Source organism: Sulfuricella sp. T08 (assembly GCF_000971475.1).
Taxonomy (GTDB): domain Bacteria; phylum Pseudomonadota; class Gammaproteobacteria; order Burkholderiales; family Sulfuricellaceae; genus Sulfuricella.
This window is the reverse complement of record NZ_DF967528.1, coordinates 64480-90906: the sequence shown is the minus strand read 5'-3', so window position 1 is coordinate 90906 and position 26427 is coordinate 64480. Positions and strand designations below refer to the sequence as shown.

26 protein-coding genes and 1 tRNA gene are annotated in these 26427 nt (G+C 57.2%); 24 read left to right on the top strand and 3 right to left on the bottom strand.

The genetic code is table 11. The features are described from left to right. Window positions 1-9: 9 nt before the first annotated feature. From SCT_RS04755 to SCT_RS04700, 12 genes are all read left to right on the top strand, one after another. Complete coding sequence (locus SCT_RS04755) at window positions 10-645, top strand: tetratricopeptide repeat protein (protein WP_059419683.1); 636 nt, start codon at window positions 10-12, stop codon at window positions 643-645. Continuing rightward, window positions 642-1820 (top strand): outer membrane protein assembly factor BamB, encoded by a 1179-nt coding sequence (gene bamB, locus SCT_RS04750; RefSeq protein WP_082098182.1) that lies wholly within the window; start codon window positions 642-644, stop codon window positions 1818-1820. The genes SCT_RS04755 and bamB overlap by 4 nt, the downstream gene beginning before the upstream one ends. 108 nt (window positions 1821-1928) lie before the next feature. After that, window positions 1929-3326 (top strand): ribosome biogenesis GTPase Der, encoded by a 1398-nt coding sequence (gene der, locus SCT_RS04745; RefSeq protein WP_059419681.1) that lies wholly within the window; start codon window positions 1929-1931, stop codon window positions 3324-3326. Between the two features lie 124 nt (window positions 3327-3450). Continuing rightward, window positions 3451-4620, top strand: coding sequence for a hypothetical protein (locus SCT_RS04740; RefSeq protein ID WP_059419678.1), 1170 nt, complete (start codon window positions 3451-3453; stop codon window positions 4618-4620). 95 nt (window positions 4621-4715) lie between these two features. Continuing rightward, on the top strand, window positions 4716-6908 hold the full coding sequence (locus SCT_RS04735) for a sensor domain-containing phosphodiesterase (RefSeq protein WP_059419676.1): 2193 nt from the start codon (window positions 4716-4718) through the stop codon (window positions 6906-6908). A 129-nt stretch (window positions 6909-7037) separates the two neighbouring features. Continuing rightward, window positions 7038-7277, top strand: coding sequence for an RNA chaperone Hfq (gene hfq, locus SCT_RS04730; protein ID WP_009204804.1), 240 nt, complete (start codon window positions 7038-7040; stop codon window positions 7275-7277). Window positions 7278-7286: 9 nt separating this feature from the next. Further along, entirely contained in the window at window positions 7287-8423 is a 1137-nt protein-coding gene (gene hflX / locus SCT_RS04725; protein ID WP_059419675.1) for a ribosome rescue GTPase HflX, read from the top strand. Window positions 8424-8458: 35 nt separating this feature from the next. After that, the gene (gene hflK / locus SCT_RS04720; RefSeq protein ID WP_059419671.1) at window positions 8459-9646 is read left to right on the top strand and encodes an FtsH protease activity modulator HflK; all 1188 of its coding nucleotides are present in this window, start codon (window positions 8459-8461) and stop codon (window positions 9644-9646) included. Beyond that, window positions 9643-10509: a protease modulator HflC gene (hflC, locus tag SCT_RS04715; RefSeq protein WP_059419669.1), complete on the top strand. Its 867-nt coding sequence runs from the start codon at window positions 9643-9645 to the stop codon at window positions 10507-10509. Before hflK ends, hflC begins: the two co-directional genes overlap by 4 nt. Window positions 10510-10531: 22 nt before the next feature. Next, window positions 10532-10717, top strand: a complete 186-nt coding sequence (locus tag SCT_RS04710) for a DUF2065 domain-containing protein (protein ID WP_059419667.1) — start codon at window positions 10532-10534, stop codon at window positions 10715-10717. A 2-nt stretch (window positions 10718-10719) separates the two neighbouring features. After that, window positions 10720-11874: an ATP phosphoribosyltransferase regulatory subunit gene (locus tag SCT_RS04705; protein WP_059419665.1), complete on the top strand. Its 1155-nt coding sequence runs from the start codon at window positions 10720-10722 to the stop codon at window positions 11872-11874. Between the two features lie 29 nt (window positions 11875-11903). Beyond that, the gene (locus tag SCT_RS04700; protein ID WP_059419660.1) at window positions 11904-13214 is read left to right on the top strand and encodes an adenylosuccinate synthase; all 1311 of its coding nucleotides are present in this window, start codon (window positions 11904-11906) and stop codon (window positions 13212-13214) included. A 40-nt stretch (window positions 13215-13254) separates the two neighbouring features. Here SCT_RS04700 and SCT_RS04695 read toward each other — a convergent pair. Further along, window positions 13255-13339: transfer RNA gene (locus tag SCT_RS04695), tRNA-Leu, on the bottom strand. A gap of 39 nt (window positions 13340-13378) precedes the next feature. Here SCT_RS04695 and rnr point away from each other — a divergent pair. The 10 genes from rnr to SCT_RS04645 all read left to right on the top strand — a co-directional run bounded on the left by rnr (window position 13379) and on the right by SCT_RS04645 (window position 22828). Continuing rightward, window positions 13379-15739, top strand: a complete 2361-nt coding sequence (rnr, locus tag SCT_RS04690; protein ID WP_082098181.1) for a ribonuclease R — start codon at window positions 13379-13381, stop codon at window positions 15737-15739. After that, window positions 15740-16477, top strand: coding sequence for a 23S rRNA (guanosine(2251)-2'-O)-methyltransferase RlmB (rlmB, locus tag SCT_RS04685; protein WP_059419656.1), 738 nt, complete (start codon window positions 15740-15742; stop codon window positions 16475-16477). Between the two features lie 91 nt (window positions 16478-16568). Further along, window positions 16569-16982 (top strand): 30S ribosomal protein S6, encoded by a 414-nt coding sequence (gene rpsF / locus SCT_RS04680; protein ID WP_059419654.1) that lies wholly within the window; start codon window positions 16569-16571, stop codon window positions 16980-16982. Next, a complete protein-coding gene (gene priB, locus SCT_RS04675; protein WP_059419652.1) occupies window positions 16983-17288 on the top strand; it encodes a primosomal replication protein N in 306 nt (101 codons plus the stop codon). A gap of 2 nt (window positions 17289-17290) precedes the next feature. Next, window positions 17291-17557, top strand: coding sequence for a 30S ribosomal protein S18 (rpsR, locus tag SCT_RS04670; RefSeq protein WP_009204794.1), 267 nt, complete (start codon window positions 17291-17293; stop codon window positions 17555-17557). A gap of 11 nt (window positions 17558-17568) precedes the next feature. Further along, entirely contained in the window at window positions 17569-18018 is a 450-nt protein-coding gene (rplI, locus tag SCT_RS04665; RefSeq protein WP_059419647.1) for a 50S ribosomal protein L9, read from the top strand. Between the two features lie 130 nt (window positions 18019-18148). After that, a complete protein-coding gene (gene dnaB, locus SCT_RS04660) occupies window positions 18149-19522 on the top strand; it encodes a replicative DNA helicase (protein ID WP_059419646.1) in 1374 nt (457 codons plus the stop codon). 4 nt (window positions 19523-19526) lie between these two features. After that, a complete protein-coding gene (gene alr, locus SCT_RS04655; protein WP_059419644.1) occupies window positions 19527-20591 on the top strand; it encodes an alanine racemase in 1065 nt (354 codons plus the stop codon). 2 nt (window positions 20592-20593) lie between these two features. Beyond that, window positions 20594-21952, top strand: coding sequence for a DNA repair protein RadA (radA, locus tag SCT_RS04650; RefSeq protein ID WP_059419641.1), 1359 nt, complete (start codon window positions 20594-20596; stop codon window positions 21950-21952). A 75-nt stretch (window positions 21953-22027) separates the two neighbouring features. Then, window positions 22028-22828, top strand: a complete 801-nt coding sequence (locus SCT_RS04645) for an FHA domain-containing protein (protein ID WP_059419639.1) — start codon at window positions 22028-22030, stop codon at window positions 22826-22828. Between the two features lies 1 nt (window position 22829). Here the strand turns inward: SCT_RS04645 and SCT_RS04640 are convergent, their stop codons facing one another. Together SCT_RS04640 and SCT_RS04635 are read right to left on the bottom strand one after the other, a co-directional pair. Beyond that, a complete protein-coding gene (locus SCT_RS04640; protein ID WP_059419637.1) occupies window positions 22830-23237 on the bottom strand; it encodes a TssQ family T6SS-associated lipoprotein in 408 nt (135 codons plus the stop codon). 14 nt (window positions 23238-23251) lie between these two features. Next, window positions 23252-24649, bottom strand: a complete 1398-nt coding sequence (locus tag SCT_RS04635; protein WP_059419635.1) for a serine/threonine-protein kinase — start codon at window positions 24647-24649, stop codon at window positions 23252-23254. Window positions 24650-24899: 250 nt separating this feature from the next. Between SCT_RS04635 and SCT_RS04630 the strand changes: the two genes are divergently transcribed. Beyond that, entirely contained in the window at window positions 24900-25727 is an 828-nt protein-coding gene (locus SCT_RS04630; RefSeq protein ID WP_059419630.1) for a Stp1/IreP family PP2C-type Ser/Thr phosphatase, read from the top strand. 4 nt (window positions 25728-25731) lie between these two features. Further along, window positions 25732-26424, top strand: coding sequence for an FHA domain-containing protein (locus tag SCT_RS04625; RefSeq protein WP_059419629.1), 693 nt, complete (start codon window positions 25732-25734; stop codon window positions 26422-26424). The last annotated feature ends 3 nt before the right edge of the window (window positions 26425-26427 follow it).

The window sequence follows — 26427 nt, the reverse complement described above, 5'->3', positions numbered from 1 at the left end:
GGGGAAAAAATGGCTTACGATCTTGAAGAACAGGAAAAAGTAGACGAGCTGAAAGCCTGGTGGAATAAAAACGGGACGACAGTAATGTTGGCGGTCGCGGTGTTCGCTGCGGTGGTGGCCGGCATACAGGGTTGGCGTGTCTACCAGAATAGCCAGCAGCGCCAGGCGGCGCTGGTGTACGAAGCCGTACAAAATGGGGTGCAGAGCAAGGACATCAAGCGCATCCGTGATGCAGCTGGCCAGCTTATCGAAAAATATCCGGGCACGCCTTATGCATCGAGATCTGCGTTGCTTGCGGCCGGGGTTAACTACGAATCGGGTGATGCCAAGAGTGCCAAGGCACAGTTGCAATGGGTGGTCGATCACGCCAAGGAAGATGGCGCGCGTGACATCGCACGGTTGCGTCTGGCCGGTATCCTGCTGGATGAGAAAAGTCACGAGGAAGCCATGAAAACGCTGGAAGGGTCGCATGAAAAGGCGTTTGACGGCCTGTTTTCGGATCTTAAAGGAGACGTGCTGACGGCTCAGGGCAAGATGGCGGATGCCCGTGTTGCCTACAAGGCCGCACTTGAAAAAATGGATGGAAAAAGCGCTTATCGTCAAGTCGTGGAAATGAAGCTGTATGGCCTGGGAGAACACGGATGAGGCGCAATGAGCCAATAAGATGGCTGCTGGCGCTGGCAACCATTTTCCAGCTGGCTGGTTGCAGCGGCATGGGGGAAAAGGTTTCCACCGGCTTTGGTCTTTGGGGTGGCAAGGATACCGGTGAGAAGCCGGCGGCGCTGGTCGAATTCAAGCCTGCTGCGGAACTCAAGTCGAGTTGGCAGGAGCGCGTTGGTGGGGCCGGGGATACAGTGCTGTTTCCCGCTGTGGTGGGCGACAGTATTTACGCGGCGGGCCTGGACGGAAAGATTGTCCGTTTCAGTGCAGATACCGGCAAACAGCAGTGGACCATTGATTCCGGGCGCAAGATTTCCGGCGGCGTCGGTGCGGACAGCAATCTGGTGGCGGTGGGAACTGCCAAGGGCGAGGTGCTGGCTTTTGACGCCAAGGGCCAGCCATTGTGGCAGGCACGTCTTTCGAGCGAGATACTGAGTGCGCCGCAGGTGGCCAACGACATCGTCGTGGTGCGTACCGGCGACGGCCGCATTTTCGGGCTGGATGCCAGGGATGGCAAGCGCAAGTGGGTATACCAGCGCGCCATGCCGGCACTGGCCCTGCGCAGCAATGCCGGCGTGGTGGTGACGCACGGTGCGGTGTTCGCCGGTTTTGCCGGTGGCAAGCTGGTGGCGCTCAACCTGGCGACCGGGAACATGGGTTGGGAAGCGACCGTGGCCCTGCCGCGTGGAGCCACCGAGCTGGAGCGTGTGACTGATGTCAGCAGCCTGCCGGTGGTGGATGACCGCATGATCTGCGCCACGGCTTATCAGGGGCGTACAGCCTGCTTCGATATTGCCAGCGGCAACCTGATCTGGGCGCGTGATGTCTCCAGTTCAGCCGGTCTGGCGATGGATGATCGTTACGTATACGTCAGCGATACTCGCGGCGCTATCCATGCCCTCGACAAGAACAGCGGTGCGAGCCTGTGGAAGCAGGACAAGCTACTTGCCCGCCAAGTCACTGCGCCACTGGCTCTTGGAAGATATATCGCGGTGGCCGATGTGCAGGGCTATGTACATCTGCTGGCGCGGGAGGATGGCAGCTTCGCAGCACGCATCGCCACTGATAGCAGCCAGATCGGTGCTCCGCCTGTGGCGCTGAGCCGAGGCTTCCTGGTGCAGACCCGCAACGGCGGCTTGATTTCGTTGTCAGTGCAATAACTTAAAAGCATTGACCGCAAAGGACGCGAAGGGTCGCAAGGGAATTCAAAACCTTGTTGTTTCTCCATTGTGCAACTTTGCGTCCTTTGCAGTGAAAGATTTTTCAAAATGAAACCTACTTTAGTTCTTGTCGGCCGTCCCAACGTCGGCAAATCTACTTTGTTCAACCGGCTAACCAGAAGCCGCGATGCTCTCGTTGCGGATCTGCCGGGGTTGACGCGCGACCGCCATTACGGCCACGGTCGAGTGGGAGACAGACCCTATCTGGTAGTGGATACGGGTGGTTTCGAGCCGGTGGCGAAGGACGGCATTCTTCACGAAATGGCGCGGCAGACCCTGCAGGCGGTAGACGAGGCCGATGCAATCGTATTTATGGTCGATGCGCGTCAGGGTTTGACTGCCCAGGACAAGATCATTGCCGATCAGCTGAGAAAACTGGGCCGTCCGTTGTTTCTGGCAGTGAACAAGGCTGAGGGCATGCGGCGCGATGTGGTTGCCGCTGAATTCTACGAACTCGGCCTGGGTGATCCGCTGGTGATTTCGGGTGCACATGGCGAAGGCGTCCATGACTTGGTGGAACTGGCCCTGGAGAGTTTTCCGCTGGATGAAGTGGACGAGGAGGAGGACGACCATCCCAAGATCGCTATTGTCGGCCGTCCCAACGTGGGTAAGTCCACGCTGGTCAACAGCCTGCTCGGCGAGGAACGGGTAATCGCCTTCGACCAGCCGGGTACGACCCGCGACAGTATCTACATCGACTTCGAGCGCGATAGCAAGCGTTATACCCTGATCGATACCGCCGGCATCCGCAAGCGCGGCAAGGTGTTCGAGGCGATCGAGAAGTTTTCCGTGGTGAAAACCCTGCAGGCGGTGGAAGATGCCAACGTGGTGGTGCTGGTTCTGGATGCCCATCAGGACGTTTCCGAGCAGGATGCCCACATTGCCGGCTTCATTCTGGAAAGCGGCCGCGCTCTGGTGGTGGCGGTGAACAAGTGGGACGACCTTTCCGCCGACCGGCGCGAAGTGGTCAAGAACGACATCGCGCGCAAGCTGCAGTTTCTGGACTTTGCCAAGTTCCACTATATTTCCGCTCTGCAGGGCAGTGGCGTGGGCGGCCTGTTCAAGTCCATCGACGGTGCCTATGAATCGGCTATGATCAAGATGCCAACGCCCAAGCTGACCCGTATCCTGATGGAAGCCACTACCCAGCACCAGCCGCCCAAGTCCGGCCCGTTCCGTCCCAAGCTGCGCTATGCTCATCAGGGCGGATCCAATCCGCCGCTGGTGATAATTCACGGCACCTCGCTGTCGAGCCTGTCGGCCAGCTACAAGCGCTATCTGGAAAGTACCTTCCGCAAGGCGTTTGAGTTGACGGGCACGCCGCTCAGGGTGCAGTTCAAGCAGGGACATAACCCATTCGCCGACAGGGTGCCTGCACCCAAGACCGAAGCCGATGAAAAGCGCGCTCACCGCCAGCGCCGGCGCGGCCGGAAGCTGTACGGCTAATGACGTGATGGGTGATGAGTGATGGGTAAGGGGAAAAAGCGGAGTTGGTGCAGGTTTTTGATTTCCCTCATCACTCATCACCCATTACCCATCACCTCTCACCTCCAATAAAACTGGAACCAGTATGACGCAATCCGGCCCCCGCGAAATCACCACTCCTTTCCGCCCCATCCCCCTGGAAGTGCCGGAGGGGATGAAGCACAACGAATTTTTCAACAGCACCGAAAATCTCAACGATCTGATGCATAACAATGGGTTGTTGATGAACGATGAAAACCTGTTGTTGTACCGCAAGGCTTTGGGGCACAGCAACGAGTTCGATGCCTCGATTATCTACAACACCTCGCAATGCATCCTCAATCCGCTGGGGCGGCCGGTGCGTCGCACTCAGGTTCCGGACAATGTGAAGCATGTGTGGAACCGGATGAACCAGATCATCATCGACTACATGCTGGAGCAATACCCCGATCCGGATGAGGCGTTGATTCTGGCGGGTGAGGCGAGTCTGGATGCTACCTGGCCGCTGACCTCGCCAGGGGTGCCCAGCATCCGCATGTTGCACAATCACTTCATCGTTTTTCCCAAGGATGAACTGCGCAACGCCAAGCTGGCCGATTCGAAAAATCCCAACCTTACCGATGGCGGTCAGCACAGCTTGTTTCAGGCTTATATGCATGATGTTTACCGCGAGTTTTTCGACAAGGCGCTGGACCTGGAGCTTCTCAAGCCCGCCAGCGAAGCCGACGCATGCATCGCGCTGACGGGCTACCCGCAGGGTCTGCCCAGCTGGGAGATTCAGGGTGGTGCGGCGGCGCTGAAAGATGTGCGTTTCTGGAAAGAGTACGATGAGGTATTAAAGGGGTTTATCGATTTCTACCGCACCTTCTTCTCGCAGGTCTCTACTCGTAATGCGCCACTCCCGAGTGACGCCTATTACCCGGATGAAGTCGAGAGCGTGCTGCTGTTCAACAATGATTTTCTGAAGACAGCAAAGAAGGTGCGCGACCACTGTATTGTAGATGCAAAATACGCCAATGCCATACGCTGGCAGCCTGCGTTCAAGCAACTTATCTATCGTAATGACGAAGGCAAGTTGATCGTTACTATCAGTCAGAATTCGATCGGCAACGCGATCACCGAACTGCTCGGCGTCGTGGTTAACCGTGTCGCCGATGCCGAAGGTTACGAAAAGCGGGAACCCAGGCTGATCGAACGATTGCTCGAGGTGCGGCGTCGCCTGATCGAGGCCGATCTGGGCGATGGTATTGCGACCGATTACTGGCCTGATGAGTAACCACGTTTAGTGAACAATTTTCCGGGTTCTGGTAACTCCAGAAAAGCGCCTTCCCTTGCGCGCCTCAGCGCGAGGGTGTCCCTCATCGTAGCGGGGTGAGCGAGATCGAAAATTTGCATTCAACACTGTCTGATGCTCAGCAGAGGCTGGGGACTTTAGCGCAGAACCGTGAAAAATTGCTGTTGACGGCGGCACATGCGGGCACCTACGCGGTGCGTGTCCGGGATCATGTGGTCATGGCGGCCGACAGGTCTTTCCTCGATATGCTGGGCATGGAGGAAGGCGAGGTGGTAGGTCATCCCTGGAACAACCTTCTGGCGGAACGTGAAGTCCTTCCCAGTGCTACCCAGCAACTGAAAATCAGCGGTATGGCGCAGCTGGTTCGGAAGTTCATAAACCGCAAGGGCCAGCCACTGTGGCTGTCGCTCGCTGAATTCGAGCAGACGAACGAGATCGGAGAGGTCATTCGTCATGGCCTGGCGATCGATGTGAGCGATCGGGAACGGCTGTTGATGACGGTAAAGGACCAGTCCGCGCGCCTGCAGGTACTGTGGCAAATCGCCACCAGCCGCACCCGTTCCGAAGGCGAGAAGGTCAGGCTGATGCTCCGACTGGGAATGGATACTCTGGATATGGATGCGGCATTGCTGAGCGAGAAAATCGGCGATCATTTCATGCCGGCGTATTTGGTGGACACGCTGGGCATTTTCAAGGCAGAGGAGGTCTGTCCGCTGGATATGCTGTGCCAGCGTGCCGCCGATGAGAATCGTGGTCTCTTCATCGCAGACTTGAAAACAAGTGAAAGGCCGGAGTTGGCGAAGGTGGTAGTCAGTTTTGGCATCCATGCCTACGCCGGTATCCCGCTTTGGGTCGGGGAGCAATTCTATGGAACCTTGGTTTTCTTGCGGAAGAAGCCGTTGGCAGAGGGGAAATTTACCCAGGGTGACGAGGCGTTCATGGAACTGCTTGCGGCCTGGTTCAGCCAGATGTTGCTGCAGCTCAAGCAGCGACAGAAGTTGGAAACGCAGGCGCTCACCGATGAACTCACTGGATTGCCAAACCGGCGTGCCGCGGAACTGCGTTTCGACGAAGAGATCGCGCGCGCCAAGCGCGATGGCATCGGATTTTCCGTCGCCACTGGTGATCTGGATCGCTTCAAGCTGATCAATGACCACTATGGGCATGGCGTAGGAGATGAAGTGCTGCAGCAAGTTTCGCACATCATGCGTCAGGCGTTGCGCGAGGGGGACTGGCTGGCACGGTGGGGTGGAGAAGAGTTTATTCTGTTCCTGCATGATTCTGATCGTGCCGATGCCATTGCTGCGGCGGAACGGATCCGCCTGGCGATCAAGGCTCATCCGCTGAAGACCGGCCACGGTAGTCTGGAAATTACCGCGAGCTTCGGCATAGGCGTGTGTCAGGCTGGCGACGAGGATATCTCTCAGGCGCTGTCCGAGTCGGACAGCTGTCTCTACGAGGCCAAGCGCAAGGGCCGCGATTGCGTGGTTGCCAGGGATTCTGCCGGTTCGGGCACGCTGTGGCGCGCCGGCATGCTGCAGCGCGCACTGAAGGAGGAGCGTATCGTCGCCGCCTATCAGGTCATGGTGGACCTGAATACCCGCAAGCCGGTGGCAGATGAAGCGCTGGCACGCATGCACATGCCCGATGGTTCCGTTATTGGAGCCGGCGAATTCATCGAGGCGGCGGAAGGGATCAACCTTATCCACGAGGTGGATCGCAGCATTACCCGCCACGCCATGAATCGTTGCGCGGTCAACCTGACGGACGGTCACGACCCCGGCTTTGCTCATTTCATCAACCTCTCGCCCCAGTTCCTTGCGCGCAAGGATTATGTGGATGAGCTTCTGGGCGGGGCCATGCAGTTTTGTTCCACCTGCGATATCGATTTTCCCGACTACAAACCGGTGGTGTTCGAGATTACCGAGCGCCAGTTGCTGACGGATTTCGAGCGCATACGACTTGATTTGCAGCCCTTGCTGGATTTCGGCTTCCGCCTGGCGCTCGATGATTTTGGTAGCGGCTATTCTTCTTTTCTTTACCTGGCGGAACTGCCGGTCAGCTTCCTCAAGATCGAAGGCTGGATGGTGCTTAACATGTCTGGCAACGTAAGGGTGCGCGCGATGGTGGAAAGCATAATCGTATTATCGAAGAAATTGAATATCACCACCATAGCGGAGTGTATCGAAGATCGTGAAACGGCAGACATGCTGCGCGACATGGGAGTGGACTGGGGGCAGGGCTATTATTTTGGCCGCCCCGAGATATAAACGGAGCGCCATCTTGAAATGCGCTGATTTTCCCATATAGTAATATATAGTGGATGTTGCTGGCAGCCTTTTGAAAAACCAAGTAAAGTAGCCATCCAAAACCAACCATAACAACGAACTGGAGAAATCATGAGCGCGAAAGGGCAGCTATTACAAGACCCGTTTTTAAATGCCTTGCGTAAAGAGCATGTACCCGTTTCCATCTATCTGGTAAACGGTATCAAGCTTCAAGGGCAGATCGAGTCTTTCGACCAGTACGTCGTGCTGCTGAAAAACACGATTACCCAGATGGTCTATAAACACGCGATTTCCACGGTAGTGCCGGTGCGTCCCGTGAACATGTCCTTTGATCTTCCCGCCGAGGATTAAAACTCCTAAATGATTGAACGCCCAGGCAGCGGAGACGCTGCTGTACTGGTCAGCCTGGATTTTGGCGACACGGATTACGAGGAAAGCCTGGAAGAGCTGCAGCGTCTTACCGAAAGCGCGGGTGTGGGCATTCTGGCCATTGTCCGGGGAAAACGTTCCAGGCCCGACGCAGCGCTGTTTGCCGGTTCCGGCAAGGCGGATGAGATCGCCGAGTCGGTGGTTGCCAACGAAGCCAATCTGGTGATTTTCAACCACGAACTTTCCCCTGCGCAACAGCGCAATCTGGAGCGGCGGCTGGACTGCCGCGTGATCGACCGTACCAGCCTGATCCTCGATATTTTCGCGCAGCGCGCCCAAAGCCACGAGGGAAAACTGCAAGTGGAACTGGCGCAACTGGAGCATTTGGCTACAAGGCTAGTGCGCGGCTGGACCCATCTGGAACGTCAAAAGGGCGGTATCGGCCTGCGCGGACCAGGCGAGACTCAGCTCGAAACAGACCGTCGTCTGCTTGGCAAGCGGGTCAAGCTGCTCAAGGAAAAACTCGCCAAGCTGGGCCGCCAGCGTAGCGTGCAGCGCCGCGCCAGAGTTCGCGCCAACGTGCTGTCGGTGTCCATCGTCGGGTATACCAACGCCGGAAAATCCACTTTATTCAACCGCCTTACTCATGCCAAGGCCTACGTGGCGGACCAATTGTTCGCTACCCTTGACACCACCAGCCGCAAGTTTTTCGTCGCCGACGGTGGCTCAGTGGTGCTGTCCGACACGGTCGGCTTCATCAAGCATTTGCCTCATACCCTGGTGGCGGCTTTTCGTGCCACCCTGGAAGAGGCGGTGGCGGCCGATCTGCTGCTGCATGTGGTGGATGCTTCCAGTGTCAGCCGCGACCAGCAAATCGACGAGGTGAACAAGGTACTTGCTGAAATCGGCGCCGATCACATCCCGCAGCTGATGGTGCTGAATAAAATCGACGTCAACGGGTTGGCGCCCGGCCTTGAGCGGGATGAGTATGGTAGAATTGGTCGCATTTGGGTCAGTGCGCGCACTGGCGAGGGCTGTGACCTGCTGAGAGATGCATTGGCTGAATACAGCCGCCAGCACCAGACTGAAGCAGTCCGGGCAGTGACTCAGGCCTCCGCAGGCGCTTAAAAGTTAAATTACGAATTAGGTACTTGGAAAAAAATATGGCATGGAATGATCCAGATTGGGGCAAGAAAAACAGCGGCGGGCCACCTGACCTCGATGAGGTGTGGCGCCGCTTCAACCAGAAGTTGAACGCGATGTTCGGTGGCAAGGGCGGTAGCGGTGGTCCAACCGGCGGTGGACCCATGTCGGGCGGCAAGATGGCTGCCGGCTTGGGACTGATCCCGGTTCTGGTGATTCTGATCTGGCTGGGTAGTGGTTTTTATATCGTCAATGCAGGCGAGCGCGGTGTGGTGCTGCGTTTCGGCAAGTTTGTCGAAACCACGCAACCAGGCCCTCGCTGGCATTTTCCCTATCCGATCGAGGCCGCCGAAGTAGTGAATATGCAGCAGGTGCGCACGGTGGAGGTGGGCTATCGCGCCAACGTCAAGAGCAAGATACTGAAAGAGTCGCTGATGCTGACTGACGATGAGAACATCATCGACATTCAGTTTGCTGTGCAGTACATCTTGAAAAGTCCGGAAGAATACCTGTTCAACAACCGCCATCCTGACGATGCGGTGCACCAGGCTGCTGAAACGGCAATTCGCGAAATAGTGGGCAAGAGCAAAATGGATTTTGTGTTGTATGAAGGGCGTGCAGAAATTGCGACGCGCGCAGCCAAGCTGATGCAGGATATTCTGGATCGCTACAAGACCGGCATCAGCATCAGCAAGGTGACGATGCAGAACGCCCAGCCGCCGGAGCAGGTGCAGGCGGCGTTCGACGATGCGGTAAAAGCGGGTCAGGACAAAGAACGTGCCAAGAACGAAGGGCAGGCCTACGCCAACGATGTGATTCCGCGAGCTCGCGGCGCTGCTTCGCGCCTGCTGGAGGAGTCGCTAGGTTACAAGCAGCGCGTGATTGCTAACGCCGAGGGTGACGCCAGCCGCTTCAAGCAGATCCTGGTGGAGTACAGCAAGGCGCCCAAAGTGACGCGCGACCGCATGTATCTGGACACGGTCCAGCAGATGATGAGCAATTCCAGCAAGGTGCTGGTGGACCAGAAGGGGGGCAACAGCTTGCTCTACCTGCCGCTGGACAAGTTGATCCAGAGCGCAGGTGCCAGTTCCACCTTTCTGGCTGATGCCCCGCCAGTAAAGGCGGCTGAGGCGGCTGCGCCCGCGGCGGAAAGCACGGCGCGCTCGCGCGAAGCCTTCCGCAGCAGGGAACGGGAGGTGCGTCCATGAAACATCTTAATGCCATCATGACCGGACTGATCGCAGTTTTTATTCTGCTCAGCCTGACCATGTTCACCGTTGATCAGCGCCAGAATGCGATTGTTTTTCAGCTGGGCGAAGTGATCTCGGTGAAAAAAGAGCCCGGCTTGTATTTCAAGGTGCCGTTATTGCAAAATGTACGGATTTTCGATACTCGCGTACTCACCCTGACCTCTGCCGAGCCGGAGCGCTTCATTACTTCGGAAAAGAAGAACGTGCTGGTGGATTCCTTCGTCAAATGGCGCGTGGTTGACGTCAAACAGTACTACGTCAGCGTCGGCGGCGACGAGACGCGTGCCCACCTGCGCTTGTCGCAGACCATCAACGACGGTCTGCGCGCCGAATTTGGCAAGCGTACCGTGCATGATGTGGTTTCCGGGCAGCGCGACCAGATCATGGAGATTTTGCGTCAGAAGGCTGATGCCGATGCGCGTACAATCGGTGTTCAGGTGCTTGACGTGCGGATTAAACGGGTGGATCTGCCACAGGAAGTGAGCGAGTCGGTTTACCAGCGCATGGAGGCCGAGCGCAAGCGGGTTGCCAACGAACTGCGTTCGACCGGTGCCGGCGAAGCGGAGAAAATTCGTGCCGATGCCGACCGTCAGCGTGAGATTATCCTCGCCGAAGCGTATCGCGATGCACAGCGCACCAAGGGTGAAGGGGATGCCAAGGCGGCGTCGATTTATGCCGAAGCATTTGGTCAGAATCCGGAGTTTTACGCTTTCTACCGAAGCATGGAAGCCTACCGGCAGAGCTTCAAGAACAAGAGCGACGTGATGGTGCTGGATCCCAGTTCGGAGTTCTTTAAATACCTGAAGTCTCCGGGCAAATAAAGCGCCTGATTCGGTATAATCCGTGAAAACCAGCCTGCTTGCCGCCTTGGCGCTGATGCTCGTGCTGGAAGGGGTTTTGCCTTTTCTTGCGCCAACCCTTTGGCGTGAAACTTTTCGAAAAATGACTGAAATGTCCGACGGGCAATTGCGCTTCGTTGGACTGACTTCGATGTTGGGCGGCTTGCTGCTGCTATATCTGATGAATTGATCATGCATAACTGGTTACTTCCCGAATATATTGAGGACATGCTGCCGGCCCAGGCGTTGCGTTTTGAACGGGTGCGGCGGCAGTTGCTCGATTGGTTTTATGGCTGCGGCTACCAACTGGTGGTTCCGCCGCTGCTGGAATATCTGCCTTCCCTGCTCTCCGGCACCGGCCGTGATATGGATCTTAAAACCTTCAAGGTGGTGGACCAGCTTTCCGGCCATCTGATGGGGCTGCGCGCCGATATCACGCCGCAGGCAGCGCGGATCGATGCTCACCTGTTGAATCGCCAGGGTGTGGTCAGGCTGTGCTATGCCGGCAGCGTGCTGCACGCATTGCCCGATGGCCAGATGCAAACCCGCGAGCCGCTGCAGATCGGCGCCGAGTTGTTCGGCCACGGTGGGATCGAAAGCGACGTGGAAATCCAGTTGCTGATGATCAAGGCACTGCAACTTGCCGGGGTCGGATCGGTACAGCTCGATCTCGGCCATGTCGCGATTTTTCACAGTCTGGTCGAGCGCGCAGCGGTTTTGCCGGAGCTGGAAATGGAGCTGTTTCAGGCCATGCAAGGCAAGGACATTCCTGGACTCGCCGAGCTGACCGCTTCCCTTGATAAGGTTTCCAGGGAAGCTCTGCGATTGTTGCCCCAGCTGTATGGCGGCGTCGAGGCGCTGGAAGCCGCGCAGCGGCTTCTACCCGATTACCCAGAAATCGGCAAGGCGCTGGATGATCTTCGCACCATCGGTAACCAGGTACGGGGTAGTGTTTCTAATCTATGTTTCGATCTGGCCGAGTTGCGTGGCTATCACTATCACAGCGGGGTGGTGTTCGCTGCCTATGCTTCAGGCTGGGCCAACGCAGTTGCTTTGGGCGGACGCTACGACAAAGTGGGCAAGACCTTCGGCCGCTCCCGGCCAGCTACCGGCTTTAGCATGGATTTGCGTACCGTGCTCGGTGCGCAGCCGACGCCGCCGTTGCCCAAGGCGATTCTTGCTCCCTATGTTCAGGATCCAGAGTTACAGGATAAAATTACCCTTTTGCGCGTCCAGGGTGAAGTGGTGGTGGTGGATTTGCCTGGGCACGAGATAAGCAGGGAAGAGCTGAATTACGACCGCGTTCTGGTGCAGGGCGAAGTTGGCTGGGCCGTAGTCAAAGTTTAAATAAAAATTCGTTGAAGGATAGAATCAGCATGGCAAAGAATGTAGTAGTAATTGGCACCCAGTGGGGAGATGAAGGCAAGGGCAAGATCGTCGACTGGTTGACCGATCACGCCCAGGGCGTGGTGCGTTTCCAGGGCGGTCACAATGCAGGCCACACTCTGGTGATCGACGGCAAAAAGACCGTGCTGCATCTGATTCCGTCCGGTATCCTGCGCGACAACGTGCAGTGTTACATCGGTAACGGCGTGGTTGTGTCACCCCAGGCATTGCTGGAAGAGGTGGACATGCTGGAGGCCGCCGGCGTGGCGGTGCGCAACCGGCTGAAAATCTCCGATGCTTGTCCGGTGATCATGCCCCATCACGTTGCGCTGGATCAGGCACGCGAAATTGCCAAGGGTGCAGGCAAGATCGGCACTACTGGTCGTGGTATCGGCCCGGCCTACGAGGACAAGGTATCGCGCCGTGGCATTCGCATTCAGGATCTGTTCCACCGCGAACGCCTAGCCGCCAAGTTGGGGGAGATTCTCGACTATCACAACTTTGTGCTGAAGAACTACTTTCATACCGACACGGTGGATTTCCAGAAAACTCTGGATGAGACCTTGATCGTTGCGGAGCGCATCAAGCCGATGGTGGCCGACGTGCCGCGCTTGCTGTTCGAAGCTTTCAAGGGTGGCAGCAATTTGCTGTTCGAAGGTGCGCAGGGCGCGCTGCTGGATATCGACCATGGCACCTACCCATTCGTGACCTCTTCCAACTGCATCGCATCCAATGCCGCCACTGGTAGTGGTGTTGGTCCACAGATGCTGCATTACGTGCTGGGCATCACCAAGGCCTATACCACTCGTGTTGGCGCAGGCCCTTTCCCTACCGAGTTGTACGATGCGGTAGATAAGCTTGACCCAGTTGGTCAGGGTCTAGCTGAGCGCGGGCATGAGTTCGGATCCACTACTGGCCGTGCGCGTCGCTGCGGTTGGTTCGACGCGGCTGCGCTGAAGCGTTCGATCCAGATCAACGGCGTGAGCGGGCTGTGCGTCACCAAGCTGGATGTCATGGATGGCATGGATGTCGTGCGTCTCTGCGTCGGCTACAAGGTAGATGGAGCAACACTGGACATATTGCCGTCTGGCGCGGAAATGCTGGCAAAGTGTGAACCGATCTATGAGGATATGCCCGGCTGGAAGGACAGCACCGTAGGCGTGAAGAGCTACGATGGCCTGCCTGTTGCAGCGAAGAACTACCTCAAGCGTATGGAAGCGATTTGCGGTGTGCCGATCGACATCATTTCGACCGGTCCGGACCGGGATGAGACGATCGTGCTGCGCCATCCGTTTGAGTAAAAGAAAAAGGGCGGGTTCGAAGAACCCGCCCTTTCATGTTTGGTGCCCAGAAGAGGACTCGAACCTCCACACCTTGCGGCACACGGACCTGAACCGTGCGCGTCTACCAATTCCGCCATCTGGGCTAAATCAAGAAGGCCGAACTTTAATAGGAAAGTGATATTTTGTCAACGAAGAAAATAAGATCCAAAGACCCCTTCCTCGAACGTGAGCGTGCTCAGTATGAGCATCCGTTGCCGAGCCGGGAATATATTCTGCAACTCCTCACCGAGCAGGGCGCTCCAGTCGCCGAGAATAAACTGGCCAAGATCCTGGAAATTCAGGAAGACGAGGTGGATGTCTTCAGTCGCCGTCTCAGGGCGATGGAGCGCGACGGCCAGATCATGCGCAATCGCAAGCATGAAGTTTGCGTGGTGGACAAGCTTGACCTGATTAAGGGCAGGGTGCAGGGACACAAGGACGGCTTCGGCTTCCTGGTGCCTGATGATGGCGGAGAGGATCTGTTCCTGGGCCCGAGCCAGATGCAGAAAGTGTTGCACGGCGACCACGTGATGGCACGTATCATCGGTGAGGATAGGCGCGGACGTCCTGAAGGCAGCATTGTCGAGGTGCTGGAGCGCGTCAACACGCGCATCGTGGGCCGACTTTTCAACGAGCATGGCATTCTGTTCGCGGTGGCTGAAAACAAGCGTATCAGTCAGGACTTCCTGATTCCTCCCGGTGGCGATATGGGGGCTCAGCCCGGCCAGGTGGTGATGATAGAAATCATCGAGCAACCGAGCAAGCATATCAAGCCGGTTGGACAGGTCGTGGAAATTCTCGGCAATTACACCGACCCCGGCATGGAAATCGAAATCGCGCTGCGTAAGCACGATTTGCCGCATGTGTTTCCACCCGAGGTGGAGCATCTGGCGAAGAAATTCTCTCCGAAAGTGTTGAAAAAGGACATGGCAGGGCGCGAAGATCTGCGCGAGCTGCCGCTGGTAACCATCGACGGCGAGACCGCCCGCGATTTCGACGACGCCGTGTTCTGCCGGCCGCTGGACAAGGGCTGGAAGATACTGAGCAAGGGCGGCTGGAAGCTGTACGTGGCGATCGCCGACGTCAGTCATTACGTTCAGCCCAAGGATGCACTCGATCTGGAAGCGTTCGACCGCGGCAACTCGGTGTACTTTCCGCGTCGTGTCATCCCGATGTTGCCGGAGGAATTGTCCAACGGCCTGTGTTCGCTCAACCCCCACGTCGAACGGCTGTGCATGGTGTGCGAGATGGACATCAGCGGCAACGGCGATATCAAGAAATACAAGTTCTACCCGGCGGTGATGAACTCGCACCAGCGCTTTACCTACACCACGGTGGCGGCAATGCTAGCCGACCCCAAGGGCAAGGAAGCCAATGAGCACAAGGACCAGTTGCCGCACGTCCAGGAGCTGCACAAGCTGTTCAAGGTGCTGCTCAAGGCGCGCGGGAAACGCGGCGCGATCGATTTCGAGACTATCGAAACCCAGATGATTTTCAACGATCAGGGCAAGATCGAGCGCATTGTGCCGGTGCATCGCAACGATGCCCACCGCGTGATCGAGGAATGCATGCTGGCGGCCAACGTGTGCGCCTCGGATTTCCTGCAGAAGAACGAGCACCCGACCCTATACCGCATCCACGAGGGTCCGACCCCGGAGAAGCTCGAAGGGCTGCGCGAATTTCTCAAGGAGTTCGGCTTGCCTCTGGCCGGCGGCGACGATCCCCACGCCAAGGACTACGCCAAGCTGCTGTCCAAGGTCAAAGGGCGGCCGGACGAGCAGTTGCTGCAAACGGTCATGCTGCGCTCGTTGCGGCAGGCGGTCTACAGTCCTGACAATGTCGGTCATTTCGGCCTGGCCTACGAGTCCTACACCCATTTCACTTCGCCGATTCGCCGCTATCCTGATCTGCTGGTGCACCGCGCCATCAAGGCCGTGCTGAATGGCGAAAAATACAAACCCGGAAAATGGGCGGAACTGGGCATCCACTGTTCCCAGACCGAGCGCCGTGCCGATGAGGCGACACGCGACGTCAACGACTGGCTCAAGTGCTTCTACATGCAGGACAAGGTGGGCGAGACTTTCGACGGCACCGTCGCCAGCGTCACCGGCTTCGGCGTGTTTGTCGCGCTCGACAACATCTATGTCGAAGGCCTGGTGCATATCACCGAGCTGGGCAGCGATTATTTTCATTTCGATGCCGCCAAGCACCAGTTGCTGGGCGAGCGAACCGGCCAGCGCTTCCGGCTGGGCGACCGGCTGAAGGTCAAGGTGGTGAAGGTCGATCTCGAAACCACCAAGATCGACTTCGTCATGGCGGAGCCTGTCGTCAAAGGGCCGTTATCGGGCAGGCAGCATACGCCCAGGGAAACGGCGGGCGGCAAGCCGCGCGCTGCTACGCGTGCTGCTAAAGGAACGCGGGAAAAAGAAGGCGGCAGGGGGCCAGCCCCCAAGGTGGAGGAAAGTGGCAAGAAACCCCGCCGCAAACGGAAGCCCGCGCACTAAATGGCCGACAATTTCATTTACGGCTTTCATGCCGTCGTCAGCCGCATCCGGCAAGATGCGAAAAGCGTAACTGAAATCTACCTGCACCGGGAGCGGCAGGACCCACGTGCCCGCGACCTGCTGCAACTGGCCGAAGAGCAGGGCGTGCGTGTCATCTTCATGGAACGTCACCGTCTCGACGGCATGGCCGGCAACGACAAGCACCAAGGCGTAGTGGCCAAGGTCGCAGTGGCGCGGGAATACCACGACGTGTTCGATGTGCTGGAGAATCTAAAAGAACCGGCGCTATTGCTGGTGCTGGATGGCGTGCAGGACCCGCACAACTTGGGGGCCTGCCTGCGCGTGGCTGACGCGATGGGTGCGCATGCCGTCGTCGTGCCGAAAGACCGAGCCGCCGGGCTCAATGCCACGGTGCGCAAAGTCGCCAGTGGTGCGGCCGAAACCGTGCCATTCGTCACTGTCACCAATCTCGCCCGTAGCCTGCGCGAGATCAAGGAGGCCGGCGTCTGGGTGGTCGGTGCAGCAGGCGAGGCCGAGACTGATCTTTTCTCCGCCAAGCTCGAAGGCCCGACCGCCTGGGTGCTGGGCGCCGAGGGCGAAGGACTGCGCCGCCTTACCCGTGAAACCTGCGACCAGCTGATCCGCATCCCGATGTTCGGCAGCGTGGAAAGTCTGAACGTTTCCGTCGCCAGCGGTATTTGCCTGTATGAAACACGACGTCAGCGCAATCGTATTTGATTTTTCAGCCGATTTTCATTAAACTGTTCGGCTTTTCCACCTTGCCTCACCGTCCCGCATGGCGGGAGGTTTATATCCATAAGGAGCATGCATGCGACATTACGAAATAGTTTTCATCGTTCACCCCGATCAGAGCGAGCAAGTGCCCGCCATGATCGAGCGCTATCGCGCCCTGATTACCGCCAAGAGCGGCCAGATCCATCGTCTCGAAGACTGGGGTCGCCGCCAGATGGCCTACCCGATCCAGAAGATGCACAAGGCACACTATGTGCTGATGAACATCGAGTGTGACCAGGAAACTCTGGACGAACTCGATCATGCATTCAAGTTCAACGATGCGGTTCTGCGCCACCTGACCATCAAAGTGAAGGAAGCAGTAATCACGCCTTCGCCGATGATGAGGGAAGACCGGGCCCGCTTCACGGAAACTCCTGTAGCCCCTGTAGCTCCTGTAGCCGTGGAAACCCCGGTCGAGGCGCCCGCCACCCAGGAAGCTGCAGCCTAAGTGAATTGCAACCAGGTTGTCCTGACTGGCCGGATCGCCGAGATGGATGCCTTGCGTTACACCCCAGCCGGTTTGCCCCTGATGGCTTTCAGAATAGGTCATGTTTCTGAGCAGATCGAGGCAGGGTTCAAGCGCAAAGTTGAATGTGAAATACCCGTGATCGCGATGGGTGATCCCGCTCAGGTCGTTGCCGGCTGGAAAGCTGGCGACAGTATCAAGGCAGCGGGTTTCCTGGCACGCAAGAGCCAGCACAGTCAGCAACTGGTGTTGCACTTGAATAGAATAGAATTGATTGAGAAAGGTTAAAAATGCCACGTCCTACTACGAAAAAACCGACCCGGCCGAGCAATCGGGGCGGCATGTTCAAGCGCCGCAAGTTTTGCAAATTTACCGCTGAAGGTATCAAGGAAGTCGATTACAAGGATACCGAAATTCTGAAGGATTTCATCGCGGAAAACGGCAAGATCATCCCGTGCCGCATTACCGGTACGAAAACCCGCTACCAGCGCCAGCTGGGCACGGCAATCAAGCGCGCCCGCTTCCTGGCCCTGATTCCCTACACTGACCAGCACTAAGGAGACACCAGATGCAATTAATTTTATTGGAAAAGGTAGTCAATCTCGGTCAACTGGGCGACATCGTCAAAGTCAAGGACGGCTACGGCCGCAATTTCCTGATCCCGCAAGGCAAAGCCAAGCGCGCCACGGAAAAGAACAAGGCTGAATTCGAGGTGCGTCGCGCCGAACTGGAAAAACAGCAAGCTGCAATTCTTGCTGATGCCCAGTCCCGCGCCGAGAAGCTGGAAGGTCAGATAGTCAAGATTTCCCAGAAGGCCGGTGTGGATGGCAGGCTGTTTGGTTCGGTTACCAACACCGATATTGCCGAAGCGCTGAATGCCATGGGCTTCGAAGTAGCCAAGGCGGATATCCGCATGCCTACTGGCCACCTCAAGCAGATCGGTGATTACCCGATTGTTGTTGCGCTGCATCACGATGCGGTTGCCAACATCACGGTTACCGTGCTCGGCGAAAGCTGAGATTCAGGTTGTTTCGGAAAAAAGGGGCTGCTTGCAGCCCCTTTTTCTTTGTGTCTGTTTCGAGCTAATTTGAGTATACTTTCAACTTGATTTTATTCCTTGCCGCCAGGTTCCTCAGATATAAATTCCCATGAATGATCAACAGCTTGACAATCTAAAACTGCCACCCCATTCGGTCGAGGCTGAGCAGTCCGTGCTGGGCGGCCTGTTGCTCGACAACAGCGCATGGGAAAAGATTGCCGACCTGGTTAGCGAAGGGGATTTTTATCGTCATGACCACCGCCTGATTTACCGTCATATCAGCAAGCTGGTGGAACACAACAGGCCGGCGGATGTAATCACCATTGCGGAATCGCTGGAGAATAGCGCCAAGCTGGTCGATGCGGGCGGCCTCGCTTATCTGGGCGCGCTGGCACAAAACACGCCGAGCGCCGCCAATATCCGCCGCTATGCCGAGATCGTGCGAGAGCGTGCGGTGTTGCGCAAACTGGTCGAAGTCGGTAGCGGCATTGCCGAGGATGCGCTTAATCCCGCCGGTCGTTCGATGGCGCAACTGCTCGATGAAGCCGAAGCAAAGGTGTTCGAGATTGCCGAGGCGGGTGCGCATGGCAAACAGGGATTCGTCGAGATTCAGCCGCTGCTGACCCAGGTGGTGGAGCGTATCGACATGCTGTTCCAGCGCGATAATGCGAGCGATGTGACCGGCATCCCGACCGGCTTCGCCGACCTGGACGAGAAAACATCCGGCTTTCAGGGGGGCGACCTGATTATCGTCGCGGGCCGACCGAGTATGGGCAAGACCGCGTTTTCCCTGAATATCGCAGAAAACGTCGCGATGCAAACCGGCTTGCCGGTGGCGGTCTTCAGTATGGAAATGGGCGGGGCGCAGCTGGTAACCCGGATGATCGGTTCGATCGGCCGCCTCGACCAGCATCGGATACGCACCGGCCGCCTGCTCGACGAGGACTGGCAGAAACTCACTTATGCGGTGGGCAAGCTCAACGACGCGCCCATCTTCATTGATGAAAGCGCCGCGCTGACTTCTCTCGATCTGCGCGCGCGGGCTCGTCGCCTGCATCGCCAGTGCGGCAAGTTGGGACTGATCGTGATCGACTACCTGCAATTGATGAGCGGAAGCGGCAAGGGAGGGGGCAACGAAAATCGCGCAACCGAGATTTCCGAAATTTCCCGTGGCCTCAAGGCGCTGGCCAAGGAACTGGACGTGCCGGTGGTGGCTCTGTCGCAGCTCAACCGTAGCCTGGAACAGCGCCCCAACAAGCGCCCGGTGATGTCGGATCTGCGCGAATCCGGCGCCATCGAGCAGGATGCCGACCTGATCCTGTTTATTTATCGCGACGAAGTCTACAACTCCGACACCCAGGACAAGGGCATCGCCGAGATCATCATCGGCAAACAGCGTAACGGGCCGATCGGCACGGTGCGCATGACCTTCCTCGGCGAATACACCCGATTCGAGAATTATGCTCATGGGGGCAGTTACTAGGCTTATGCGTCCGCTACAGGCCAAAATCAATCTCTCGGCTCTTAAGCATAATTTTGGCGTGGTTCGTGGTCACGCGCCTCAATCCAGAACGATTGCCGTGATCAAAGCCAATGGCTATGGCCATGGCATGTTGCGGGTGGCCCGTGCGCTTGAAGCTGCCGAAGGTTACGCCGTGCTCAATGTGGGTGAAGCAGTGGCACTGCGCGAGGCCGGTTTCAAGCAGGCCATCCTGCTGCTGGAAGGTTTTTTCAGCGCGGACGAGCTGCCGACATTGGCGGAACACCGTCTTGCCAGCGTCATCCATTGCCAGGAACAGATCGAAATGCTCGAAATGGCCGGACTGCCTGTCAAGATCAATGTGTTTCTCAAGCTCAACAGCGGCATGAACCGGCTCGGCTTCAGGCCGGAAGCCTTTGGCGCCGCGCTGCAACGCCTCCAGGCTGCGCGCTCGGTTGGCCAGATCACGCTGATGACCCATTTTGCCTGCGCCGACGAAGTGCAGGGTATCGCTGCCCAGCTTGCCTGTTTCGACCGTCTCGCTACGGGTCTGGACGCGCCACGCAGCCTGGCCAACTCCGCTGCCATCCTGCGCTTTCCGCAAGCCCACGGCGACTGGGTGCGACCAGGTATCATGCTTTACGGCTCGTCGCCCTTTGCCGACACCAGCGCAGTAAGCCTTGATCTCAAGCCGGTGATGACTCTGACTAGTGCAATCATCGGATTGCAGGATCTGCCAGCGGGGGAAGCGGTCGGTTATGGCGCCACTTTTCGTGCAGAGCAGCCTACTCGTGCAGGTATCGTCGCCTGCGGCTATGCAGACGGTTATCCGCGGCATGCCCCGACCGGCACACCGGTACTGGTGAATGGCCAGCGCAGCCGTATTTTGGGCCGGGTGTCGATGGACATGCTGTGCGTCGATCTTACCGGTATTTCCGGAGCCGGTATCGGTAGCCCGGTTGTCTTGTGGGGCGAGGGTTTGCCGGTGGAGGAGATCGCGGCAGCGGCAGGTACCATCAGCTACGAATTGCTGTGCGCGCTGGCGGCCAGAGTGCCCGTGGTGGAAGTCTGAGCATGGCGAAACAAAAATCCGTATACAGCTGCACCGAATGCGGCGGGCAGGCAACCAAGTGGCAGGGGCAGTGCCCGCACTGCATGGCGTGGAATACGCTGGTGGAAACCGTTGCCGAGACTGCGCCGGCAGTTAACCGCTACAGTGCGCTGGCCGAACCTAGCCAGTTGCAGCGCCTGTCCGATGTGGAGGCGCTGGAAACGCCCCGCCAGACCACCGGCATCGCCGAATTTGACCGTGTGCTCGGTGGCGGATTGGTGCCGGGCGGTGTGGTGCTGATCGGTGGCGATCCGGGGATCGGCAAATCCACCCTGTTGCTGCAGGCCTTGTGTCATCTCGGTGCAAGCAATAAGGTGCTGTACGTCAGCGGAGAGGAATCGGCGCAGCAGATTGCGCTCCGCGCCAAAAGGCTGGCGCTGGATGCGGGACCGGTGCAGCTGCTGGCGGAAATTCAGCTAGAAAAGATCTGCGCCACCTTGCTGGCGCAAAAGCCCAATGTGGCGGTGATCGATTCGATCCAGACCGTCTATTCCGAAGCGCTGCAATCCGCTCCCGGCAGCGTGGCGCAGGTGCGCGAGTGTGCGGCGCAACTGACACGCCTGGCGAAGCAGGCAGGGATTACCGTGATCCTGGTCGGTCATGTCACTAAAGAAGGCGCTTTGGCCGGGCCGCGCGTACTCGAGCATATTGTCGATACGGTGCTATATTTCGAGGGCGACAGCAATTCCAGTTTTCGCCTGATTCGCGCTTTCAAGAACCGCTTCGGCGCAGTCAACGAGCTGGGCGTATTCGCCATGACCGAGAAGGGTCTGCGCGAGGTGAGCAACCCCTCGGCGCTGTTTCTTTCGCACCACGGCCAGGAAGTGGCGGGTTCGTGCGTGATGGTGACGCAGGAAGGTACGCGGCCGCTGCTGGTGGAAGTGCAGGCCCTGGTGGATGAGGCGCATGCGCCCAATCCGAGAAGATTGTCCGTGGGCCTGGAACAGAACCGGCTGGCGATGCTGCTGGCCGTGTTGCACCGCCACGCCGGCATCGCCTGCTTCGACCAGGATGTATTCGTCAATGCCGTGGGCGGAGTCAAGATTACCGAACCGGCGGCCGATCTGGCGGTGCTTCTGGCGATCGTTTCATCCCTGCGCAACAAACCGTTGCCGGCCAAGCTGGTGGTGTTCGGCGAGGTTGGCCTGGCCGGCGAAGTCCGCCCGGTACAGCGCGGCCAGGAACGCCTGAAGGAGGCGGCAAAGCTGGGCTTCACCCATGCGGTAATTCCCAAGGCTAATAACCCAAAGCAGCGTGTTGCCGGCATGGAGGTGGTGGCGGTGGATCGACTCGAGGATGCGGTGGCATATTGCAGGGGCTAAAATTAAGTGACATGATAGTCCTGCCGAAAAAACACTAACTCTAACCTTTGTGAGCGGGTTGGACGGAGCTACAAGATGTCAAAATTGCTGGTCTATTTCAATGGGGAACTGGTTGGGGAGCAGCCGCTCGATCGTGAGCGCATCATGATCGGGCGCAAGCCTAACAACGATTTGCAGTTGGCTCACAATGCAGTCAGTGGCAGTCATGCCATGATCATTACGATTCGTAACGACTCCTTTCTGGAAGACCTGAACAGCACCAACGGCACCAAGGTCAATGGCAAAAGTATCAAGAAATGTCTGTTGCGCGATGCTGACGAAATCAAGGTGGCTAAACATGTGCTGAAATATGTGTTTGAGCCTCTGGATATCAAGCCAGAAGATGATGGCCGCCGCCGCTCTGAAAAACTGCGGCACCTCGATAACCTGATCCAGAGCGCCGACGACACCCTGGCAACCCAGGAAGACATGATGCTCCAGACGCAGGGCTTTTCCTCGGTCACACAGGTAAAAACTTATTCTGGCAGCAGACCCGTCGTGCGATCCCCTTCAGGAGAGCTGCCGATGGCGGGTCTTCAGATTCTAAGCGGGGTTGGTGTTGGCAAGGAAATGGATCTGGATCGAACGCTGACCACGCTGGGCAAGCCCGGCATACAGGTGGCGGTAATCACGCGTCATCAGGAAGGGTATACCCTGACCCACCTGGAAGGTGCGAAAACGCCCCTGTTGAATGGTATCGCCGTCAGCGGCCAGCCTCATGTGCTGGAAGACCATGACATTATCGAAATTGCCGGGATCAAGCTGGAGTTCCATTTAAAAAGGTCACCTGCAATGCCAGCGAGTGGCCGGCAAGGTGTTTCCCCCGCGCTCAAATAATCTATTTTTTGCGTTCCACCTTTACTGAACGGAATACCGGACCCCAGATTGGATGTCCTGCCTCTGCCGGATCCAGGTCGAATTTATGATCCTTCTCCAGTGCTTTCCTGAATTCATCGCGGCATTGCTTCTCCCTGTTCGACAGGCAGTGGATGAATGCCAGGTATTTATGTGCCCGTGCGGCATCGCTGTCAAAGGTTAAGCCCGAATCCAGCGCGCTTTGCAGGCTCTTTGCTGCAGCTTTGTAGTTGCCGTCTTCGTAGTTCGTTATCCCTGTCGAAAGTTCCTGTTCCGCCTTGCGTGGTGAGAGTTTGTCGAGGCCGACATCCCTGGCTGGACCGGAAGAGCAGCCTGCGTTCAGCAGAAGAAGCAGGGCGGATATCAGAATAAGCAGGCGGGAGCGCATCATAATATGACCCTAATTTATTTGAATTTATGCCGGATTGTCTTGCTTGCCCCAGCTTCCAGCTCCACGGTCTGACGATAGGGAGGGAGGTCGGTGTTCTTGATCTCGATCTGGTGTTTGCCGGGGGATAGCCTGATTTCCCTGAGCGGCGGCGAGGCTCCCTGATTTTTGCCGTCGATAAAAACTTCTCCCCAGGGGAGTACCGCGAAACCGAGGGTGGCCTGGGTGGGCGTGGCAATGCTCGGCTGCCCATCCGGCATTTTGGTGGGGGCGGTAATGCTCGGCTGCCCATCCGGTGCTTTGCTTTCGGTTTCCGCAGGGGGAGGTGGAATTACGGCGGCCGCCAACGTGGTCTGGGGTGTAGTCGGTTTTTTATCTTCAACTGCCGTCAAAGCGGGCTCGCGACTGGAAGTGATGAACAGTACGGTGCCTGCGACAAAAATTGCAGCGGCGATAAAGGCTGCCCATTTTTTTCCGTCGCTCCGGCTGGGGGCTGCGGGAATTTGACTTGCATTCAATCTAACGGTGGCATCCCCGTCTGTGGCAGATATTTTTCCGGATGAGCCGGCGGAATTCAATGGCGAAGTGGCGGTCAGATTCTTGAAATTTCGGAGGTCGTTGGCCATTTCTCGTGCGGATTGATAGCGGTTTTCCGGCAACTTGGCCAGCGCCCTGGCGACAATGTAATTGAACGCCACGGGAATGGATGGATTGACGTCTGCCGGTGACGCCGGCATTTCATTCATCACTCGGTACATGATGGTGGTCAGGGTGCTGTCCTCACCCCCAAAAGCGGGTTTGCCGGTGAGTAACTCGTATAGCACTGCCCCCAGGGAAAAAATGTCGGATCGGCCGTCCACTGGTTTGCCGGCCACCTGCTCTGGAGACATGTATTTGGGCGAGCCGAGAATGATGCCGATTTGGGTTCGGGACCCGGACGCCATTTTGGCGATGCCGAAGTCGGTGATTTTTACACTGCCATTGCGCAGTACCATGATATTCGCAGGTTTTATGTCTCGGTGGACAATGCCATGGTCGTGGGCGAATGCCAAGGCATCGGCGACCTGGGAGATAATCTCGGCGACCCTGTCCGGTTGCAGCATCTCGCCGGAAGCGATGATCTCTTTCAGTTCGCGGCCTTCCAGATACTCCATTGCCATGAAGGCGACGTGATCGGCTCTGCCTACATCGTAAATCGTGACAATGTTGGGATGGTTCAGGCGACCGGCAGATTTTGCTTCGCGGTTAAAACGCTCCTCGAAATCAACGAGCTCGTCTTTGGACAGGTTGAGATTGATGGTCTTGATGGCGACGGTGCGGTCTATGAGCGGATCGACTGCTTTGTAAACTACGCCCATGGCGCCTTGCCCTAACTCGGACAGAATTTCGTAACGGCCCAGTTTTTCGATTTCCATGAATAACCGATGCTGAATTTGTGATACTGAATTTATTGTGAAGAGACGTCCATCGAAGACTCATAACAGTAGATTTTTAGCTGTGCCGTGTCAAGCCGAATTCATCATGGGAAGCGGTTCTTGCACACTGGCCAGGTGAGGTGTGAAAATCAAGGTAGAAATTAAAGAACATCAATGTTGTTATCTGATCATTCATTGTTGCTATGATGGCGCGACCAGGGAATGCTGGTCTTCAGGGAGAGCTGAACGCATGACAGTACAAAGCAGGGTTGAATTCGCCAGCGCCACGGATACCGGCGTAGTGCGCAAATTCAATGAAGACAGCATTGCCTTCGAGAGCGAGATCGGTCTGATGGTGCTGGCTGATGGCATGGGCGGCTATATGGCCGGTGATGTGGCCAGCGCCTTGGCGATTTCGGTCGTCAAAGAGGAGTTGGTCACTGCGCTTGGGAAGCTTGAGCCAGTGGAGAGCAACGATACGGCCAAAAGATACATGCCCCTGACGCTGGCCGTGAAGCGGGCGGTGGAAAAGGCCAACGAGATGATCTTGAGGGTGGCGCGGAAAAATACCCAGTGCCAAGGGATGGGAACGACGCTGACGCTTGCCGTGTTCCACGAAGATCGTATTTCCATCGCCCATGTCGGTGATTCCCGCCTTTACCGCTTGCGCTATGACCGGCTTGAACAACTCACCATGGACCACTCGTTATTGCAGGGTCAGGTCGAGGCTGGATTGATCGATTCCGGGGATGCCAAACTTTCACATAACCGCAACCTGGTGACTCGCGCTTTGGGCAAAGAGGAAGCGGTAGAGGTGGATGTGCGCGAAGAGGACGTACTGCCGGGGGATATCTACCTGCTCTGCTCCGACGGTCTGAATGATATGGTGGAGGATGCCGACATCGAACTGGCCTTGTGCGAACTCAAAGCAAATTTGCCGCTGGTGGCGAATTTATTGGTTCAGATGGCGAACGACAATGGCGGGCACGACAATGTTTCCGTTATTCTGGCTCGGGTTCAGGCACAATCCGCCAGGCGCGGACTGCTTGAGAGTCTGTTCGGCTGGTTCAGGAGATAAGGCAATGGCGAAGCTGGTAGTAATTTTGAATGGCGCGATGGCTGGGAATCATTTTATCGACAAGGCGCGGATTACCATCGGTCGTTGGTCCGGCAACGACATTCATCTCGACGATCCGGGTGTGAGCAAGGAACATGCAGTCATTCACACTGTGGGCAACGACCATATTTTCGAGGATCTGGGCAGCACCAACGGTTCGACAATTAGCGGCAGTCGCATTACCAAACATATTCTGCAAAATGGCGACGTGATAGAACTCGGTGCTTATCAGATCAAGTACGGCAATATCAAGGCCAACCCGGAGATGGATTACGACCGGACCATGATGATACACACCGTTGACAGGGAAGTCGGCGCGGTGCCGCAGTCAGCCGGAAGGGAGGTGGGCAGTCATCCTTCGGTATCGACTGCGCGGTCATCCCTCCGGGCGGGTTTTCCGTTGGGCGAGGTGAGAGGTATCAAGGGCGAGTATGCGGGCCTGAAAGTCGAGTTGGAACGGCCGCTTAAGACCTTCGGAACGGCGGGGGAGCAGGTTGCGGTGATCATGCGGAGACCGCCGGGCTACTTCATCACCCATGTGGAAGGGAATAAAACAGCACGGGTTAATGGTCAGGCCATCGGCAGCGAGCCACATACCCTGCAGGACGGCGATGTGATCGAGGTCGGACAGGAAAAGCTGGGGTTTTTCCTGAAGTAGTAA

Coding starts and splice junctions, on each gene's coding strand:
- SCT_RS04755 (WP_059419683.1), top strand. CDS start 10: ATGGCTTACGATCTTGAAGAACAGGAAAAAGTAGACGAGCTGAAAGCC.
- bamB (WP_082098182.1), top strand. CDS start 642: ATGAGGCGCAATGAGCCAATAAGATGGCTGCTGGCGCTGGCAACCATT.
- der (WP_059419681.1), top strand. CDS start 1,929: ATGAAACCTACTTTAGTTCTTGTCGGCCGTCCCAACGTCGGCAAATCT.
- SCT_RS04740 (WP_059419678.1), top strand. CDS start 3,451: ATGACGCAATCCGGCCCCCGCGAAATCACCACTCCTTTCCGCCCCATC.
- hfq (WP_009204804.1), top strand. CDS start 7,038: ATGAGCGCGAAAGGGCAGCTATTACAAGACCCGTTTTTAAATGCCTTG.
- hflX (WP_059419675.1), top strand. CDS start 7,287: ATGATTGAACGCCCAGGCAGCGGAGACGCTGCTGTACTGGTCAGCCTG.
- hflK (WP_059419671.1), top strand. CDS start 8,459: ATGGCATGGAATGATCCAGATTGGGGCAAGAAAAACAGCGGCGGGCCA.
- hflC (WP_059419669.1), top strand. CDS start 9,643: ATGAAACATCTTAATGCCATCATGACCGGACTGATCGCAGTTTTTATT.
- SCT_RS04705 (WP_059419665.1), top strand. CDS start 10,720: ATGCATAACTGGTTACTTCCCGAATATATTGAGGACATGCTGCCGGCC.
- SCT_RS04700 (WP_059419660.1), top strand. CDS start 11,904: ATGGCAAAGAATGTAGTAGTAATTGGCACCCAGTGGGGAGATGAAGGC.
- rlmB (WP_059419656.1), top strand. CDS start 15,740: ATGGCCGACAATTTCATTTACGGCTTTCATGCCGTCGTCAGCCGCATC.
- rpsF (WP_059419654.1), top strand. CDS start 16,569: ATGCGACATTACGAAATAGTTTTCATCGTTCACCCCGATCAGAGCGAG.
- rpsR (WP_009204794.1), top strand. CDS start 17,291: ATGCCACGTCCTACTACGAAAAAACCGACCCGGCCGAGCAATCGGGGC.
- rplI (WP_059419647.1), top strand. CDS start 17,569: ATGCAATTAATTTTATTGGAAAAGGTAGTCAATCTCGGTCAACTGGGC.
- dnaB (WP_059419646.1), top strand. CDS start 18,149: ATGAATGATCAACAGCTTGACAATCTAAAACTGCCACCCCATTCGGTC.
- alr (WP_059419644.1), top strand. CDS start 19,527: ATGCGTCCGCTACAGGCCAAAATCAATCTCTCGGCTCTTAAGCATAAT.
- radA (WP_059419641.1), top strand. CDS start 20,594: ATGGCGAAACAAAAATCCGTATACAGCTGCACCGAATGCGGCGGGCAG.
- SCT_RS04645 (WP_059419639.1), top strand. CDS start 22,028: ATGTCAAAATTGCTGGTCTATTTCAATGGGGAACTGGTTGGGGAGCAG.
- SCT_RS04640 (WP_059419637.1), bottom strand. CDS start 23,237: ATGATGCGCTCCCGCCTGCTTATTCTGATATCCGCCCTGCTTCTTCTG.
- SCT_RS04635 (WP_059419635.1), bottom strand. CDS start 24,649: ATGGAAATCGAAAAACTGGGCCGTTACGAAATTCTGTCCGAGTTAGGG.
- SCT_RS04630 (WP_059419630.1), top strand. CDS start 24,900: ATGACAGTACAAAGCAGGGTTGAATTCGCCAGCGCCACGGATACCGGC.
- SCT_RS04625 (WP_059419629.1), top strand. CDS start 25,732: ATGGCGAAGCTGGTAGTAATTTTGAATGGCGCGATGGCTGGGAATCAT.